Annotated in this window: 16 protein-coding genes, 10 tRNA genes and 1 rRNA gene; 5 read left to right on the forward strand and 22 right to left on the reverse strand. The window is 43.3% G+C overall.

Annotation, left to right across the window (positions count from 1 at the left end; translation table 11 throughout):
* Positions 1-3: 3 nt before the first annotated feature.
* Complete coding sequence (locus DYE48_RS19250; RefSeq protein ID WP_115824981.1) at positions 4-1,299, reverse strand: arsenic transporter; 1,296 nt, start codon at positions 1,297-1,299, stop codon at positions 4-6.
* Between the two features lie 12 nt (positions 1,300-1,311).
* Positions 1,312-1,659, reverse strand: a complete 348-nt coding sequence (locus DYE48_RS19255) for an ArsR/SmtB family transcription factor (RefSeq protein ID WP_208639671.1) — start codon at positions 1,657-1,659, stop codon at positions 1,312-1,314.
* A gap of 503 nt (positions 1,660-2,162) precedes the next feature.
* Here DYE48_RS19255 and DYE48_RS19265 point away from each other — a divergent pair.
* Positions 2,163-2,480, forward strand: coding sequence for an ArsR/SmtB family transcription factor (locus tag DYE48_RS19265; protein ID WP_115824983.1), 318 nt, complete (start codon positions 2,163-2,165; stop codon positions 2,478-2,480).
* Between the two features lie 286 nt (positions 2,481-2,766).
* Positions 2,767-3,639: a permease gene (locus DYE48_RS19270; protein ID WP_115824984.1), complete on the forward strand. Its 873-nt coding sequence runs from the start codon at positions 2,767-2,769 to the stop codon at positions 3,637-3,639.
* Positions 3,640-3,791: 152 nt separating this feature from the next.
* Here DYE48_RS19270 and DYE48_RS19275 read toward each other — a convergent pair whose 3' ends face one another.
* Complete coding sequence (locus DYE48_RS19275) at positions 3,792-4,118, reverse strand: four-helix bundle copper-binding protein (RefSeq protein ID WP_115824985.1); 327 nt, start codon at positions 4,116-4,118, stop codon at positions 3,792-3,794.
* Between the two features lie 140 nt (positions 4,119-4,258).
* Here DYE48_RS19275 and DYE48_RS19280 point away from each other — a divergent pair, with 140 nt between their 5' ends.
* Both DYE48_RS19280 and DYE48_RS19285 read left to right on the forward strand, forming a co-directional pair.
* Positions 4,259-4,543, forward strand: a complete 285-nt coding sequence (locus DYE48_RS19280; protein ID WP_115824986.1) for a phospholipase — start codon at positions 4,259-4,261, stop codon at positions 4,541-4,543.
* Between the two features lie 394 nt (positions 4,544-4,937).
* Positions 4,938-6,086, forward strand: a complete 1,149-nt coding sequence (locus tag DYE48_RS19285) for an FtsW/RodA/SpoVE family cell cycle protein (RefSeq protein ID WP_115824987.1) — start codon at positions 4,938-4,940, stop codon at positions 6,084-6,086.
* Between the two features lie 77 nt (positions 6,087-6,163).
* On the opposite strand, the gene DYE48_RS19290 is transcribed toward DYE48_RS19285, so the two are convergent.
* From DYE48_RS19290 to sigW, 7 genes are all read right to left on the reverse strand, one after another.
* Positions 6,164-6,700 (reverse strand): hypothetical protein, encoded by a 537-nt coding sequence (locus DYE48_RS19290; RefSeq protein WP_115824988.1) that lies wholly within the window; start codon positions 6,698-6,700, stop codon positions 6,164-6,166.
* A gap of 122 nt (positions 6,701-6,822) precedes the next feature.
* Positions 6,823-8,625, reverse strand: a complete 1,803-nt coding sequence (gene glmS / locus DYE48_RS19295) for a glutamine--fructose-6-phosphate transaminase (isomerizing) (protein ID WP_115824989.1) — start codon at positions 8,623-8,625, stop codon at positions 6,823-6,825.
* 494 nt (positions 8,626-9,119) lie between these two features.
* Complete coding sequence (gene glmM, locus DYE48_RS19300) at positions 9,120-10,469, reverse strand: phosphoglucosamine mutase (protein ID WP_115824998.1); 1,350 nt, start codon at positions 10,467-10,469, stop codon at positions 9,120-9,122.
* 64 nt (positions 10,470-10,533) lie between these two features.
* Positions 10,534-11,523 (reverse strand): CdaR family protein, encoded by a 990-nt coding sequence (locus DYE48_RS19305; protein WP_115824990.1) that lies wholly within the window; start codon positions 11,521-11,523, stop codon positions 10,534-10,536.
* On the reverse strand, positions 11,516-12,328 hold the full coding sequence (cdaA, locus tag DYE48_RS19310; protein ID WP_089652931.1) for a diadenylate cyclase CdaA: 813 nt from the start codon (positions 12,326-12,328) through the stop codon (positions 11,516-11,518). The genes DYE48_RS19305 and cdaA overlap by 8 nt, the downstream gene beginning before the upstream one ends.
* 200 nt (positions 12,329-12,528) lie before the next feature.
* On the reverse strand, positions 12,529-13,185 hold the full coding sequence (locus DYE48_RS19315) for a zf-HC2 domain-containing protein (protein ID WP_115824991.1): 657 nt from the start codon (positions 13,183-13,185) through the stop codon (positions 12,529-12,531).
* A 15-nt stretch (positions 13,186-13,200) separates the two neighbouring features.
* Entirely contained in the window at positions 13,201-13,764 is a 564-nt protein-coding gene (sigW, locus tag DYE48_RS19320; RefSeq protein WP_115824992.1) for an RNA polymerase sigma factor SigW, read from the reverse strand.
* Positions 13,765-13,925: 161 nt separating this feature from the next.
* Between sigW and DYE48_RS19325 the strand changes: the two genes are divergently transcribed.
* Positions 13,926-14,120 (forward strand): aspartyl-phosphate phosphatase Spo0E family protein, encoded by a 195-nt coding sequence (locus tag DYE48_RS19325; RefSeq protein WP_115824993.1) that lies wholly within the window; start codon positions 13,926-13,928, stop codon positions 14,118-14,120.
* Positions 14,121-14,130: 10 nt separating this feature from the next.
* Here DYE48_RS19325 and rocF read toward each other — a convergent pair whose 3' ends face one another.
* The 12 genes from rocF to rrf all read right to left on the reverse strand — a co-directional run bounded on the left by rocF (position 14,131) and on the right by rrf (position 16,657).
* Entirely contained in the window at positions 14,131-15,033 is a 903-nt protein-coding gene (rocF, locus tag DYE48_RS19330) for an arginase (protein ID WP_115824994.1), read from the reverse strand.
* Between the two features lie 344 nt (positions 15,034-15,377).
* Positions 15,378-15,450, reverse strand: a tRNA-Ala gene (locus tag DYE48_RS19335).
* Positions 15,451-15,453: 3 nt separating this feature from the next.
* Positions 15,454-15,528: transfer RNA gene (locus DYE48_RS19340), tRNA-Gly, on the reverse strand.
* A 16-nt stretch (positions 15,529-15,544) separates the two neighbouring features.
* Positions 15,545-15,617, reverse strand: a tRNA-Lys gene (locus DYE48_RS19345).
* Between the two features lie 181 nt (positions 15,618-15,798).
* A tRNA-Gln gene (locus DYE48_RS19350) sits at positions 15,799-15,873 on the reverse strand.
* 109 nt (positions 15,874-15,982) lie between these two features.
* Positions 15,983-16,068 (reverse strand) — tRNA-Tyr (locus DYE48_RS19355).
* A gap of 16 nt (positions 16,069-16,084) precedes the next feature.
* Positions 16,085-16,160 (reverse strand) — tRNA-Thr (locus tag DYE48_RS19360).
* Positions 16,161-16,172: 12 nt separating this feature from the next.
* Positions 16,173-16,248 (reverse strand) — tRNA-Val (locus DYE48_RS19365).
* Between the two features lie 6 nt (positions 16,249-16,254).
* Positions 16,255-16,329, reverse strand: a tRNA-Glu gene (locus tag DYE48_RS19370).
* A 21-nt stretch (positions 16,330-16,350) separates the two neighbouring features.
* Positions 16,351-16,422: transfer RNA gene (locus DYE48_RS19375), tRNA-Thr, on the reverse strand.
* Between the two features lie 3 nt (positions 16,423-16,425).
* A tRNA-Asn gene (locus DYE48_RS19380) sits at positions 16,426-16,500 on the reverse strand.
* A 43-nt stretch (positions 16,501-16,543) separates the two neighbouring features.
* Positions 16,544-16,657, reverse strand: a 5S ribosomal RNA gene (rrf, locus tag DYE48_RS19385).
* Positions 16,658-16,665 lie beyond the last annotated feature (8 nt).

Below are 16,665 nucleotides of genomic sequence, written 5' to 3' on the forward strand. Positions count from 1 at the left end.
AAATTATAAAATTAATAACCATAGATAAAGCCCGACGAGTGTAATGAATAAGGTCGGCACAGTTAATATGATTCCCACTTTAAAGTAGTATCCCCATGAAATTTTGAAGCCTTTCATGGATAAAACGTGGAGCCATAGCAATGTCGCTAAAGACCCAATTGGTGTAATCTTCGGCCCGAGGTCTGATCCGATAACATTGGCATAAATGAGGGCATCCCTCATTGTCCCTGCCGTATTTGTATCAGCGATGGCAAGGGCATCAATCATTACGGTCGGCATGTTATTCATGATGGAAGAAAGAATGGCTGCAATGAATCCCATTGAAACGGTTGCCGTGAACAAGCCTTGATCTGCCGTGTACTGAATGACATTCGCAAGGATATCGGTCAAGCCGACATTTCGAAGTCCGTATACGACGACATACATTCCGACAGAGAAGAAGACAATCGCCCATGGAGCTCCTTTGACCACTTTTCCTGTCTGCACAGCCGCGCTTCTTCTCGCCATCAATAGGAAAAAGATCGCGACAATTCCGGCAATGATGGAAACAGGAATCCCCAAAGGCTCACTTGCAAAATATCCGATCAACAGAACAGCAAGAACGCCCCACGACATGCGGAACATCTTATGATCCTGTATCGCATCCTTCGGCTTTTTCAACTGAGATAAATCGTAATTGTCCGGAATACTCTTACGGAAAAATAAGAATAAGACAAGAATACTTGCAGCAAGTGAAAACAAGTTCGGAACGATCATCCGTGACGCATACTCTACAAAACCAATATCGAAGAAGTCTGCAGAGACAATGTTCACGAGGTTACTGACAATCAACGGCAAGGAAGTCGTATCGGCAATGAAACCACTGGCCATAATGAACGGAAGAATCATCGCTTCCTTGAAATTCAAATTCCTGACCATCGCAAGAACAATCGGTGTTAAAATCAATGCCGCTCCATCATTGGCGAATAGTGCAGCAACGACAGCCCCCAGCAAGGTCACATAAACGAACATCCGCTTCCCATCACCTTTAGCTACACGGGCCATGTGAAGGGCTGCCCATTCGAAAAAACCAATCTCATCTAGAATCAATGAAATAATGATAATTGCGATGAACGCTAATGTTGCGTTCCAGACGATGTCTGTAACGGCGAGCACATCTTGAAAATCAACGACACCAAAAATCAAAGCGAGGATGGCACCCGCACAAGCGGACCAGCCGATTCCAAGATTCTTTGGCTGCCAAATGACAAAGACGAGCGTAAGTACAAAAATAATCGTAGCAATTAGTGCTAAACTCAAAAAACAATCCCCCTAACTATCGCATTGAATCCGCAAACCTGCTTCTTCCAATGCTGTCAATTTCTCTTTTTGGTCCGGAATTTGTTCCAGCACCTGTTGGATGATGGGATATGTCGCATGTTCTCTGTTCAAGGAATAGAAAATCCACTGCCCTCTTCGTTGTTCTTTCACAAGACCAGCATCACGCAGTTTTCTCAGATGCTGACTGATTGAAGGCTGACTCATTTGCAACACTTCCACAAACTCACAAACACAACATTCACTATCTTTCAACAATCCAAGAATGGTCAGCCGCGTCTTATCTCCACAGAGCTTCAGCGTCTGCGCGGCCTGTTCCAACTCAATCATTGTCTTTTCCATCAGAATCACCTCACCCTCCATCATAATATAAGTATATGCTTATATATGCAAGAGAAAAGTCAAATCCACTTCGAACATTCAGATGGGGAGTTACACCAAATCCTTCCTGAGACAACCTTTATATCCAATTGAAAAACTTCTGAAAGCTTATTCATAAGATATGAAGAAGGATAAATCTTCTCACTTTCCAACCTTTCCATGAAGCGCACATCCTCTCCCAATAAAAAAGCCACTTGTTCCTTACTCATTGACTTAGATTCTCTCAATCGCAAAAGATCTGTCCCATAACCCTGACATGGTTGAAGATCAATCATTTCCGTTCCTCCTTTAGGTTTCGCATATAAGAATATACTTATACAGTAATCCACCATTGTAAATTCTATATAAAGAGAAAATGTTTTTAATGTTAAATCAAAAAAACTTGATTAAATACTTGCTTTTCAGAAAATTAAACCTTACAATTGTAGTTAATCAAATAATCTTGATTTAAGGAGGATCATTAAATGAAAGAGATACCCGTTCAGGATTTGTCCTTGTCCAAAACTTTTCAGACCTACCAGAAAAAATTTAAAGCCTTAGCTGATGAACGCAGGTTACAGATCATGCATCAAATCACTCAGCAAAAAGAAGTGTGTGTTTGTGATCTTTCTGACACCATGGCTCTGCCTCAATCGAAACTTTCCTACCACCTGAAGATTTTACTGGATGCCTCCCTGATCAATAAAGAAACAAGAGGAACCTGGAGCTACTATTCCCTAAATGAAGAAGAAGTGAATCACTTGTTGTCCGAAGAGTTGTGCTGTCTATTCAGACGCGATTAATAAAAAGGGCATAAGCCTTTGGGCTTACCCTTTTGCTGGTTAATTAATCAAAAAAATTTGATTTAAGGAGACGATATTATTTTTACGACAGAAGAATGGAAGATTAAAAATAAAGAAATTTTATCAACTGTAAAATCTTTCAAAAAGCAACCCGCCTCCCGTATTAAAATAAGGGATTGGAACTTTCCAACTCGCCAAAGAAAACCAGAAATCTGCTGTACCTGTTGCTAACCATCTACAATAAATCAACTTTTCTTGATTAAGTACGCAGAAAGGTGCAGTGATGATGATACAAGATACATTACTTAGTTTTATTACCATCGCCAAAGAATTAACTATTCTCTTTTTAGGTATCTCTTTTCTGATTTATCTTTTCCAAGGTTTTATACCCTATGAGCGCATGGAATCGCTCATGGATAAAAGCCACCCGCTTATAAGTGCAGGAATCGCTGTACTTTTCGCGTTTGTAACCCCTTTCTGTTCATGTTCAACAATTCCAATTGTCGTTCACCTTTTAAGAAATCACATCCGCTTCCCTATCGTCATGATTTTCTTATTTGCCTCTCCTGTCTTAGACATCACGATCCTTACTCTCATGACAGCCATCCTGGGATGGAAAGTGGCGCTGTTTTACACACTTATCACGACCACTCTATCTATTATCATAGGGTTCTCTTTGCATGGGTTAGGATTTGAGAAACAACTCAAACCTGTCATCATGAAAAATTACAGCCCTCCAACATCTACAAACAAAGTGAATGTGAATCGGGCGATTTCGGAAACATGGGCGCTTATGAAAAGTGTCTATCCATTCTTGATCATTGGAGCAGCCATTGGTGCCTTCATACATGGCGTCGTGCCTGAAGAATGGATCGCTCGTTATATGGGAGGCGAACAGTGGTGGCTCGTACCTGTTGCAGCACTTTTGGGCCTTCCGTTATACATCCGCTTATCTACCATGATCCCAATCTCGCATATGATGATCGCTAAAGGAATGGCACTCGGACCCGTAATGGCCCTAATGATCAGTTCAGCTGGTGCCAGCCTCCCAGAGGTGACTCTGCTTCACAGCATTTTTAAAAAGAAGTTAGTCTTCACTTTTGTAGGTTCAGTCATTGCTATGTCTACCCTATCAGGATTTCTTTTTTACATGATTTAAAGGGGGTGAACCCATGAATTTGTTAAAGAAACTTTTTAGACAGAAAAAAGAAAAACCTTGCTGTATAGTCGTAATCAAAGAACAAAAGGAAGAAAAGTGCTGTGCGAAGTAAAAAAAGGGCGGCCTCTTAATCGCGAGGCCGCTCTCATCAATTATGCTACCTTTTTACAAGCTTCCGCACATTCATAGCAAGCTTTGGCACAATCCTGGCAGTGCTGATGATCATGTTTCTTACATTCATCTCCACAAGCCTGGCAGATCTTGGCACAAACCCCTGCCAATTCAGATACAAACGGGGAGTTTCTTGAAATTGCTTGTTCTAAGTATCCGCAAATATCGGCACATTCACGATCGGTACGAATACATTCCGCCATCATTTTTACGTCTTCCTCTTTTAAACAAGCATCGTAACAATGGTTACATGCTTCCATGCACTCATGTAGCTTTTGGATAAGGTCTTGATATTTTTCGTGTGACATAAAATCTCCTCCTTTAAGGTGTTAGTTAGTATGTATCTCATGAAAGGGTTTTATAAACATAGGAAGGGTATGTGACCAAACAAAATCCATTCCTTGTCATAAACTATTCTTAGCCAATCTTTTTGATGGAGGAGAACCACATGTATAGAAGAAGAGGACCGGTACGCAGACCCGGGTTCTGTGTCTTTCCCGGATACAAGTACTGTGGACCAGGATGCAGCGGCCCTGGCGAACCCGTCAACGCCGTAGATGCCGCCTGCAAAGCACATGATGAATGCTATCGTTATCACAGAGATTACTGTGCTTGTGACCTTGCTTTCATCAATAAGCTTGAAAGATTACAAAATCCTTATACCTCAGAAGGTCGTCATGCAAGAACATTATATAAATACATGAGAATCCAGCGACTCTTCACCTGTTTCTAAAATACACCCTTACCGAATCACCGTTCTTTTGGTGATTTTTTTATTTGAATTTCAACGATGTTGAATGTAAGTTATTAAACACTATGGCAGGATTGTGGAAGAGTCGATTTCGATAAGTTTCCGGTGTTCGTTGCCTGAGGAGGCTCAGCGCCCGCCCCATGGAAAGCGAACTTCCCGGAGCCCCTAAACTCCAACAAACATCTCGAAACTGAGTCTTCAACTAAAGGGAGCTTATTTGATACATAAGTGTTACATTTTCATGTCCATGACCGAAAAGAATGCATTATAATTGAAGAATAAGGAAGAGTTCACTTTTCAAACGTGTTACATGTGCTTATAATAGTCAACAGCACGCTTTTTTGCTTCGCCTACATGAGAGGATGTATAACCAAAAATGAAATTCGAAGAAAGATTCGATTGGCAGCTCTTTTTTATTATGTGTTGTTTCATAGCCGTCAGCGCAGTCGCTCTTTTCAGTGCTCAAGCAAGCACACAATATAATGAAAACTTTGTACTTAAACAGTTGGTGTGGTATGGCCTCGGTGGCATCGTCATCGGCTTTATGCTCCTTGTGGATCCTGAAGATTTCAAGAAAATCAGCTGGTACTTATATGGATTCGGCATCATTCTTTTGATTGCCCTGATCGTCGCTCCACCATCCATCGCTCCTGTCATCAAAGGGCAGAAGAGTTGGTTCGCCATGCCGGGATTGTCTTTACAACCTGCAGAGCTTGTAAAGATATTCACCATTCTTGCTCTCGGAAGAATTGCCGTTGATCATAATCAAAAGCACCGTTCATCAATGAAAATGGATTTGTTCCTATTGCTCAAATTAGGAGCGGCTACCGGCCTGCCGGTTCTCTTGATCATGCAGCAGCCCGATTTAGGGACAAGCCTTGTGTTTATCGCCATACTAGCAGGATTCGTCCTGATTTCAGGCATCTCATGGAAGATTATTTTACCGATTTTCACCATTATCTCAGCTCTTGGGACAAGCGTGATCTGGCTTGCTCTAAAAGCACCTCAGATTCTCGACCGCTACTTAGGAGTTAAAGAGTACCAGCTCGGTCGTATCTACTCCTGGTTCCAGCCGACCAAGTATGAAGACTCTTCTGGATACCATCTCGTCAAAGCAATGAGAGCGATTGGTTCTGGCCAGTTGTATGGAAAAGGGTTCGGCGAACGGGAAGTGTACTTACCAGAAGCCCAAACCGACTTCATTTTCAGTATCATCGCAGAAGAATATGGTTTTCTCGGTTCTTGTATCGTCATTATCCTGTTCTTCCTGTTGATCTATCGCTTCACGACCATCGCTTTTAAAGCGAACAGCAACTACAGCTCTTATGTAATGGTCGGAATCATCAGTATGATTGCATTCCACGTATTCCAGAATATCGGAATGTCTGTGCAGCTGCTCCCAATCACGGGAATTCCGCTGCCGTTCATCAGTTATGGAGGAAGTGCCTTGCTCGGAAACTTGATGGCGCTTGGAATTGCTTTTTCAATATCCTATCACCATAAGACCTATATGTTTGGCGAATAGAGAAACACTATACAAAAGGGGGCGTTCTTTGAACGTCCCCCTTTTCTTTAACTCTTAAGAAATGATCCTACGTCCGATCATTTGCTGTCAATGGAATTGGCGATTTCTACTAACTGATCCGGGAAAAATTGATCAGAAACCCGTTGATCCATGCTCAACCGATACTGCCATTGCTCTGTTTCGAAAATAAAGACGTGAAAACCAGGGACTTTCACGAAAAATCCTTTTCCTCCAGTCTTCAACCTCACCTGTTCTATGATCCGCTTCTCATGAATAAAAAGCTTTTGTTCTGCCGGCCGGATGTCCACATTATAGTGATTTTCAGATACATGTTCATTCAAGTATTCCACATTTAATTCCACATTCTCGCTCCCACCTAAACGATTAACCTTGGCCACCACGTGTGTAAATGCCAATGACGGAAGTTTCTTAGGTAAAGACACGTGCATTTCTGTATGCTGTTCGAATTCTTTGACTGCCTCATCCAGAGACTTATATCCATATTCAGCATAGAAATCTTCAAGAGGTTTGGGCTGATCCACTTGGGCGTGAACGGGTGTATGGACCATCAACAGACAGGTGATGAACAATAAAACCATGGCGCATTTTTTCATAAAAACAAACACCCCTAACGGCATCGAATAGACTTATTTTCCCCAGGTTTTCTTTCTCCAATACAGATTCCAGAAAGTAAAAAAGCTGACATCCTCGATGGGATGCCAGCTTTTCGAATTCTTTATTCTACCGTAACACTTTTCGCAAGGTTACGTGGTTTATCAACATCACAGTCACGGTGAAGCGCTGCATAGTAAGAAACCAGCTGCAATGGAATAACAGAAACAAGTGGTGTCATCAGATCATGCACTTGTGGAATGACGAAAGCATCGCCATCTTTGTTCAAACCTTCCATACTGATGATCATGCTGTTAGCGCCACGTGCTTCTACTTCCTGGACATTTCCACGAATGGAGTAGTTGACGTTTTCCTGTGTTGCAAGGGCGATGACAGGTGTGCCATCTTCAATTAGAGCGATCGTGCCGTGCTTCAATTCACCACCAGCGAAACCTTCCGCCTGGATGTAAGAGATCTCTTTCAATTTGAGAGACCCTTCCAATCCGACATAATAGTCGATGCCGCGGCCAATAAAGAAGCAGTTACGAGTCGTTGATAGATACTCGCTCGCCAAGTCTTCTAACTTCTCTTTTTGATCAGTTAAAGCTTCCATAGCAGTTGCCACGATTGCAAGCTCCTGCATCGGATCGAAATCAAGTTCAATGCCCTTCGCACGCGCTGTGTCAACAGCTAGAATCGCAAGAACAGCCATTTGTGCTGTATATGCTTTTGTAGAAGCTACAGCGATCTCTGGTCCTGCGTGCAGGTGCATCGTATAGTCTGCTTCACGGGAAAGGGTGGACCCTGGCACGTTCGTAACCGTCAGTGCCGGATGACCAAGTTCTTTTGTCTGGACAAGGACAGAACGGCTGTCTGCCGTTTCACCACTTTGAGAAATGTAAACAAACAATGGTTTCTCAGAAAGAAGTGGCATGTTGTAAGAAAATTCACTAGCTACATGAACTTCTACTGGAATGTTTGCGAGTTTTTCAATGAACTGTTTACCTAGAAGTCCGGCATGGTAACTCGTACCTGCAGCGATGATGTAAATACGATCGCAGTCTTTCATCGCTTGGCGGATTTCAGGATCCAGCTTGATCTCGTCATTCTCATTTTGATATTCCTGAATGATTTTACGGATGACGAACGGCTGTTCATCAATCTCTTTCAGCATGAAGTGAGGATACGTTCCCTTTTCGATATCTGTTGTATCCAATTCTGCTGTGAATGGTTCACGCTCAACCTTTGTACCATCAGGCTTTTGGATTTCAACACCATCACGACGAACGATGACGGTTTCTTTATCCATAAGCTCAAGGAATTGATCCGTTACGTGAAGAGCCGCCATGGAATCACTGGCTACAACGTTGAAGTCGTCACCGATTCCCACTAGCAACGGGCTCTTATTCTTAGCGACATAAATCGTATCGTGATCTTCACGGTCAATCATAGCAATTGCATAGGAACCAGTCAGAAGGTCGACAGCTTTACGGAAAGCTGCAGCTACATCGTTCATTTCTTCATTCAGGACTTCCATCAATTGAACGATGATTTCCGTATCTGTTTCACTCTTGAACTCGACTCCGCTCAAGTACTCATCACGAACATCCACATAGTTCTCAATAACGCCATTGTGAACGATTGTGAAGCGTCCGGAAGTACTTTGGTGCGGGTGTGCGTTCTCTTCGCTAGGAGCGCCGTGTGTAGCCCAACGTGTATGTCCGATGCCTTGCGTCGCTTTGACACTTTCATCGACAGCTTCTCTTAGAGAAGCGATACGGCCTTTCACTTTCGTCACTTCCACACCATTTTCGTTCAATGTTGCGATTCCCGCTGAGTCATAGCCGCGGTATTCAAGCTTTTCCAAACCATTCAATAAAATCTCTTTTGTATCATTCTGTCCGATATATCCTACAATTCCACACATAATTGTTGTCCTCCTGTTATCGGAGAAGGGCAACGAATGCTCCATAGAATTCCAAGGGGCATTCCGCTACCCCTCTCCCGTTATTCATTCTTTGATCACTTCGTCCTGAATGTTTTGTTCGGAAAGTCACCTTCCCGTTTTACATTCGGACATTCGGTTGAAGTGTGGCAACCGGGAGGCATCCGCCGAATACTCGATGAACCTCCACCTCGTCAACTGTGTTCATTTTAAGACGTAGCACACAGTCCTGGCGCTTTATAAATAAGGAATGACCTCGATCCTCCTTAACTATTTCAAAATAAAGTCCTTTTGTCTCATTTCCAATTAAGAGACTTCTCAAACATGGAAATCGACAATTTTTTCAAGGACATGTTCAATTGTACACAGACCTCTCAGAGGGGTCAATAAAAATTGTAACCGTTACAGAAATGTAAGGGCTCTGTAATAGGATATGCGCAGATCACCCTCATGTGCGACCTGCGCAAGCCTTGAAACTATTCCTTCAAACCAAGTTCTTCTTCAACGACTTGGACAACTTTATCACAGTACTCTTCGCATTGTTCTTCTGTCGGTGCTTCCACCATAATCCTTACTAGAGGCTCTGTACCGGATGGGCGTACAAGAACTCGTCCGCTTCCACCCATTTCCTCTTCTACAGCCTGGATAGCCTCCTGGATTCTAGGATGGGTTTGGACATTATTTTTATCAATGACACGGACATTCTTCAATACTTGAGGGAACTTTTCCATTTCGCTGGCAAGCTCTGAAAGTGGTTTGCCCGTTTCTTTCATGACATTGACCAATTGAAGAGCCGACAACATGCCATCTCCTGTCGTATTGTGATCAAGGAAGATGATATGTCCGGATTGTTCCCCACCAAGGTTATAACCACCGCGACGCATTTCTTCCATGACATAACGATCCCCTACGGCCGTCTTATCACTCTTCATTCCATTTGCTTCTACTGCTTTATAGAAACCAAGGTTACTCATAACCGTAGAGACCACTGTCGAGTTATTCAACGTACCACTTTCATTCATGTGCTTGGCACAAATGTACATGATTTTGTCTCCGTCTACGATATTCCCTTTTTCATCAACTGCAATCAGACGATCGCCGTCTCCATCAAAAGCAAGTCCTACATCCGCTTTCTTCTCTTTCACAAGGTCTTGTAACGGCTCCGGGTGTGTAGAACCGACGCCGTCATTAATGTTCAGACCATCCGGAGATGACCCAATCGAAGAAATGTCGGCTTCAAGATCTGCAAACAAGTGGGAGGCCAGTGATGAAGTAGCTCCATGAGCGCAATCGAGTGCGATGTGAAGTCCTTCAAAATCATAATCAACGGTTTGCTTCAAGTGTTGCAAGTACTTTTGCCCGCCCTCGAAGTAATCATTGATCTGACCAAGATCCGATCCTGAAGGCCTTGGAAGATCATCTTGCTCTGCATCAATTAATGCTTCAATTTCCTGCTCTTGATCATCGGTCAATTTAAAACCATCTGGACCGAAGAATTTGATGCCATTATCTTCAACAGGGTTGTGGGATGCGGATATCATAATTCCCGCTTCCGCTTGCAGTGCTTTCGTTAAAAAGGCTACGCCTGGCGTAGAGATGACACCGAGACGCATGACCTCTGCTCCAATCGACAATAACCCGGCAGCCAATGCGCCTTCAAGCATCTCACCAGAGATTCTTGTGTCACGTCCAATCAAAACCTTCGGACGCTCGACACCTTTTGTTACGACATAACCGCCGTAACGGCCAAGTTTGAATGCAAGTTCCGGTGTTAATTCCTTATTCGCGACGCCTCGTACGCCGTCCGTGCCAAAATATTTACCCATAATCATTCGACCTCTCTTTCTATACTTTCCATTGATCTATGTTTTCACGATTGATTCGTTTTGATTAATCTGTGCCGTTTCCGTCATCTCCCACTTCGCCTTCAACAACTTCAATGTCCACTTCAATGGTTTCAGGTTGAACGGAAGTCACTCCTTCAGGAAGCGGAATATCCACTTCTACGGTTTGATCTTCTGTCACTTCTGATACATCAACAGGTACTTCAGGAAGCGCCTCAATGCCATCAAGTACTTCTTTCGGTCCGGAAATGGTGACTTCCTCTGTTTCCGTACGGACCGATTCAATCAGTACCCCTTCCGTATTCCCTCCACGAGCGGCTACATTTAATGGAACGCTTTTCGTGCGGGTGGAAATCGGAACAGATACATTTACAGTCGTTGGATCCACGAGGACATTCAGCTCATTCCCCTGATTATCATAAATCTTGACAGGAGCTTCCTGTGCTTCAATTGACTCTGTAGCCTCACCGACATCAATAATCGCTTTCACAGAGGCTACACGCTCAATGACCGACGATGCACCCGTAATAGCAACTTCAGAAGGTTCCACTTCTGGATCACCAAGCTCAAGCTCACTATCCAGGTTTCCTTGGTTGATATAATCAATGTTCACTTCATAATCTTTGGTCACTTTTTCCTCAATCGTCACTTCAATGATTTTTGGATCGAGGGTGACTGCAAGCTGGTTGGATATCCCTGAGTGCTGTAAGGACACCTCATGTGTGCCCGGACCAAGTCCATTCAAATCTACAAAAACCGTAAAGTTCTTCTGTCTGGAAACAGGAGCGACAGCAGAGGTCGGCCCCTCAACAGAGACGGATACTTCTTGAGGGATTCCGCTGACCACATATTCTTCACTATCAAACCTGATTTCAAGTGGAATGTTTTCCATCACTTCCATATCAGAAGATGACTGATTGAAGAATAAAGAATCTGAGTCCATATTGTTATCCACATTGACCGTCACCCAAAGAAGACCAGCAAGCATAAGGGATATAATCCTTATAAACCATACACTTTTGAACCAATTATCCATTCTTCTTCCCCCTCCAGTTCCAGCTTTTCACCGCAGGGGCGGAGTAATCCAATTCAGTACGCAAAATCTCTTCCAGTTTCACTTGATCAAGGTCTCGATGCAATTCCCCGTTCTTCGTACAGGAAATAGCTCCTGTCTCTTCAGAAACGACGATCGTTAAAGCATCCGTCACCTCACTGATTCCCATAGCCGCTCTGTGCCTCGTCCCGAGCTCTTTCGAAATAAAAGGACTCTCTGAAAGCGGGAGATAACAGGCAGCAGCGACAATTTCATCATTTTTAAGTATGACCGCTCCATCGTGGAGAGGAGTGTTCGGTATGAAAATATTCGTAAGCAACTCGCTCGACAAATGTCCGCCGACACGTATGCCTGTCTCTACGTAATCCCCCATACCTGTATCTCGTTCTATTGTAATCAATGCACCGATTCGGCGTTTGGCCATATAATTACAAGACTTAATGATCGCCTGTAAGGTTTTCTCGGTGTCTTCTTCTTCTGAAGTATTCCTGCTGAAGAAACTTCCTCGTCCCAGTTGTTCTAAAGCTCTTCTGAGTTCAGGCTGGAACAAAATGATAATCGCGAGGAAACCCCACGTAATTGCTTGTGACATCAGCCACCTTAATGTGGTCAGTCCAAATAAATTACTCAATAACCATATACCCAGAATAACGAAAATACCTTTTAATAGCTGAACGGCTTTCGTTCCCTGAATCAGCATGATTAATTTATATACAACAAACCAGACAAGGGCGATATCCACAGTAATCAAAAAATAATCTAAAACATCCAATCCCCCATCAAGCATGCCTACACTTCCTTTTAGATATAATAAACCTTAAAAATTCACATTTACCATTATATCACATAACCTTTCCTGTATATATGGAGAACATACCGTCCTTGGGAGAGACCCATACATTTCTATACCATTTTGGTTGTTTCAAGGGGCCTTAAGATCCATTCTGTTCAAAAATAAAGCAAGGAAGCGTAAGCCTCCTTGCTTTTTTAATCCGATTCAAATGAGAATATCGCCTTGAATGTCTTCTTCGTATGATACCAGACCCATTCGTAAACCTGGTTCACTTCGGTCAGCTCTCCTGAATATGCCCGCAGATTATTGCGGTCAAGCTCCTCAGCCGTTTCCACTTGTCCAGAAGAATCATTAAGGATATCGCCATTGATAAGGGTAATGTCCCCATCGACTTTCCCGTCAATCCTCAAATCCCCATTTCTCACGACAAGATCTCCTTCAACCGTAACGCCTTTCGGTACAATGACCGTATGATCACGTATTTCCAGATTCTCTTGCTTGGATACCGTCACTTGCTGGTCCTGATTCCATTCGGTAAATATACCACCGAACATCAATAAGAAAAAGACGGCAGCAGCTGTAAGCAGCGGATGCCTTTGCAACTTACGAAGATAGTTCTTCCTTTTCTTCTCTTTTGGCAAATTCGCCATCACATTTGCAGTAAAACGTGGCGGCGCAGATACAGGCGTCGTGTTTTTGACCAATGTGGTCGTTCTCTTTAGTTCATGAAAGTGATCTTGGCAGGATTGGCAGCTTTGTAAATGATCTCTCAGTCGTCTCTCTTCTTCTTTATTTAATTCGCCATCTAAATACTTATGCATAAGTTCAACGGCTTCTCTCTTGCAATTCATTCCCTCTCAACTCCTTCACACATGTCGAAGCCTCTTACGTAAAGCCTCTCTACCTCGATGGACCCTTGTTTTAACAGTCCCTACTGGAATATCCAATACCTCTGCAATCTCTTGAAGAGCAAGCTCATCTAAATAACGAAGAACGATGACGCTTCGATACTTAGGAGGAAGCGCTAATATTTCTTTGTGGATGTAAGACTGCAGTTCAAGGCTTTCCACTTCTTCTTCCGGTAGAGCTTGGTCGGCAGCTAATTGCGAATACATGTCTAGCCCTTCCGTCCCCTTCACTTCTGCATCCAGGTGGTAGTCCGGCTTTTTTTTGCGTATTCGATCAATCGACAGATTCGTTGCGATCCGATACAACCAGGTGGAGAACTTCCTTTTCTCATCGAACGTATGGATATTCGTGTAGGCTCTGATAAAGGCTTCCTGGGCCAGGTCTTCAGCTTCATACGAGTTCCCGACCATTCGCAGACAAATATGAAAAACTTTGTTCTGGTAAAAAGAAACAATGTCCTCGAAAGCGGATTGATTGCCTTTTTTCACTTCTTTTATTTTTTGCTTAATCATGGTTTCCATCTTCTAATACCTCCGCTATACGTGCGGTCGATAACCTTTACGGATGACCTCGCCACAAAGTTTCATAAATTTAATATTTTTTTAGCTAATATAAGTTTAACTTTTTTTAGTATCGGTTATAAAGCTGTAAATGTAAAAAATTTCTTAGGAGGAAATTTAATATGAAGCGAGTGACCGCTTTGAAGAAAGAAATCGAAGCTTGTCGTGTGGAAATGATTCGTTTAGCCAGCCTCCATAAGTTGAGCTCGCCGGAAGTCGTACGAGTGAGTGTGGAATTAGATCGCTTGTTAAATGAATATGATGAAATAACATATAAAAAACAGCAACCCACCTTACAAAAAGCGGGTTACTGCTAGAATTGTTCATTTATTTCAAGCTCTCACCAAATAGAGAACCCATCAAACCTACCGCTACGCTAGCGGTTTTATTTTTTTCATCGAGAATCGGATTTACTTCTACGAATTCCGCGGATGTAATCATCCCTGACTGATGAAGCATCTCCATCGCTAGATGGCTCTCACGGTAGCTTAAGCCACCCATTACAGGTGTTCCTACGCCAGGAGCTTCATTAGGATCCAGGCCATCAAGGTCTAAGCTTAAATGAACCCCATCGGTACGATCTTTCAAATAATCCACTGTCTCTTCCACCACTTGCGTCATGCCCATTCGGTCAACTTCGTGCATCGTATAGACTTTGATGCCCTTCTCTTCAATAAGCACTCTTTCTCCTTCATCTAGAGAACGAGCTCCGATAATCACAATATTTTCTGGTTTAATCTTTGGTTCATAATCATGGATACTCGTCAGTTTCTCATGGCCGATTCCTAAGCTTACAGCAAGTGGCATCCCATGAATGTTACCGGAAGGCGAGCTGTCGGCAGTATTCAAATCGCCGTGAGCATCATACCAGATGACACCAAGGTTTTCATAATGTTTGGCAACTCCTGCAAGAGTCCCCATAGCAATACTATGATCTCCCCCAAGGACAAGTGGGAAACGTTTATTTTCTACTACTTCATCAACCGCCTTTGCAAGACGACGACTTCCCTCAGCAATTTCATTCAAGTTACGTAAATTATCTTCTTTCTCATCTGTATTTTGTTTTGGACGAGGAATCTCAATGTCCCCTAGATCTTCAATGTTATATTTCAATTGCTCTAGACGTTCAACCATACCCGCATAACGAATAGCACTTGGTCCCATATCCACGCCTCGGCGCATCTGTCCAAGGTCCATAGGTACACCGATAACTGAAAGCTGTTTATTCATCAAAGTTCCTCCTTTTTTCTCTACTATAATTGTATCCGTTTTTCCCGTTATGACTCAACTGGACATGTTTGTGCATATATATACGGGAAACAGTATGAAAACGTATGTAATCATGCATGTTTACAAGGTTTGAAACCTTTTTCCATATAATAGAAGAAAGACTATTCATCGAGAGCAGCGTTACAAAATTCGATGAACATCAAAAACAAATGAGAATCTCAATAACTTTTGATCAATGGCTCGAGAACCATTAGGATTTTCTTTGGGACACCAAAAAATCCTGGATGCAATAGGAAAAGAACATAAAAAACCTGACATCAACTGTTGATGTCAGGTTCATAGAGTGGAGCCTAGCGGGATCGAACCGCTGACCTCCTGCGTGCAAAGCAGGCGCTCTCCCAGCTGAGCTAAGGCCCCGTATGGAGCGGGAGACGGGATTCGAACCCGCGACCCCCACCTTGGCAAGGTGGTGTTCTACCACTGAACTACTCCCGCATATGAAAATGAAAGATGAGCCATGAAGGATTCGAACCTTCGACCCTCTGATTAAAAGTCAGATGCTCTACCAGCTGAGCTAATGGCTCATATGAAAAATAATGCTCATTATTTTATAAGCAGTGTGCTCGTCACGTTGATAGATTTGTCGGTGAAGCATACGCTCCTCGCAAAGCCTACAATGAAGAAAATTCAATGATGATTACGGCTTCTCTACCAGCTGAGCTAATGGCTCATATAATAATATCCAGTATAACATCTTAAAGAAAATGGCTGGGCCAGCTGGATTCGAACCAGCGCATGACGGTACCAAAAACCGTTGCCTTACCGCTTGGCTATGGCCCAACAGTTACAAAAATAGTATTTACCATCTTAAGATCATTATACAAGAAATGTTTATTTTCATAAAAAATAGCTGATCATGGATGTCAGCCGTTATAGTCAATGAAATAAATGGTGGAGGGAGTAGGACTCGAACCTACGAACCCGATGGGAGCGGATTTACAGTCCGCCGCGTTTGGCCAACTTCGCTATCCCTCCACTTTGACTAAATAAGTGGTGCCGGCCAGAGGACTTGAACCCCCAACCTACTGATTACAAATCAGTTGCTCTGCCAGTTGAGCTAGGCCGGCTTATGAATTTAATGGTGGAGGATGCAGGGTTCGAACCTGCGACCCCTTGCTTGTAAGGCAAGTGCTCTCCCAGCTGAGCTAATCCTCCGATAAGTGGTGACCCGTACGGGATTCGAACCCGTGTTACCGCCGTGAAAGGGCGGTGTCTTAACCACTTGACCAACGGGCCATGTGTTTGATCGTTTCTCAGAGCTTCCAGCCGGATTTGAACCGGCGACCCCTTCCTTACCATGGAAGTGCTCTACCACTGAGCTATGGAAGCAAGTGGCTCCAACGGTAGGATTCGAACCTACGACCGATCGGTTAACAGCCGATTGCTCTACCACTGAGCTACGTTGGAATAATGTTCATTCATCAAAAGCATTAATAAGGAAAGAGAATCAATGTGGCGGCGTCCTACTCTCACGGGGGTAAACCCGACTACCATCGGCGCTGAAGAGCTTAACTGCTGTGTTCGGCATGGGAACAGGTGTGACCTCTTCGCCTTCACCACCACATCAATATA

The sequence above is a fragment of the Halobacillus trueperi genome (assembly GCF_003386945.1).
GTDB classification, from domain to species: domain Bacteria; phylum Bacillota; class Bacilli; order Bacillales; family Halobacillaceae; genus Halobacillus; species Halobacillus aidingensis.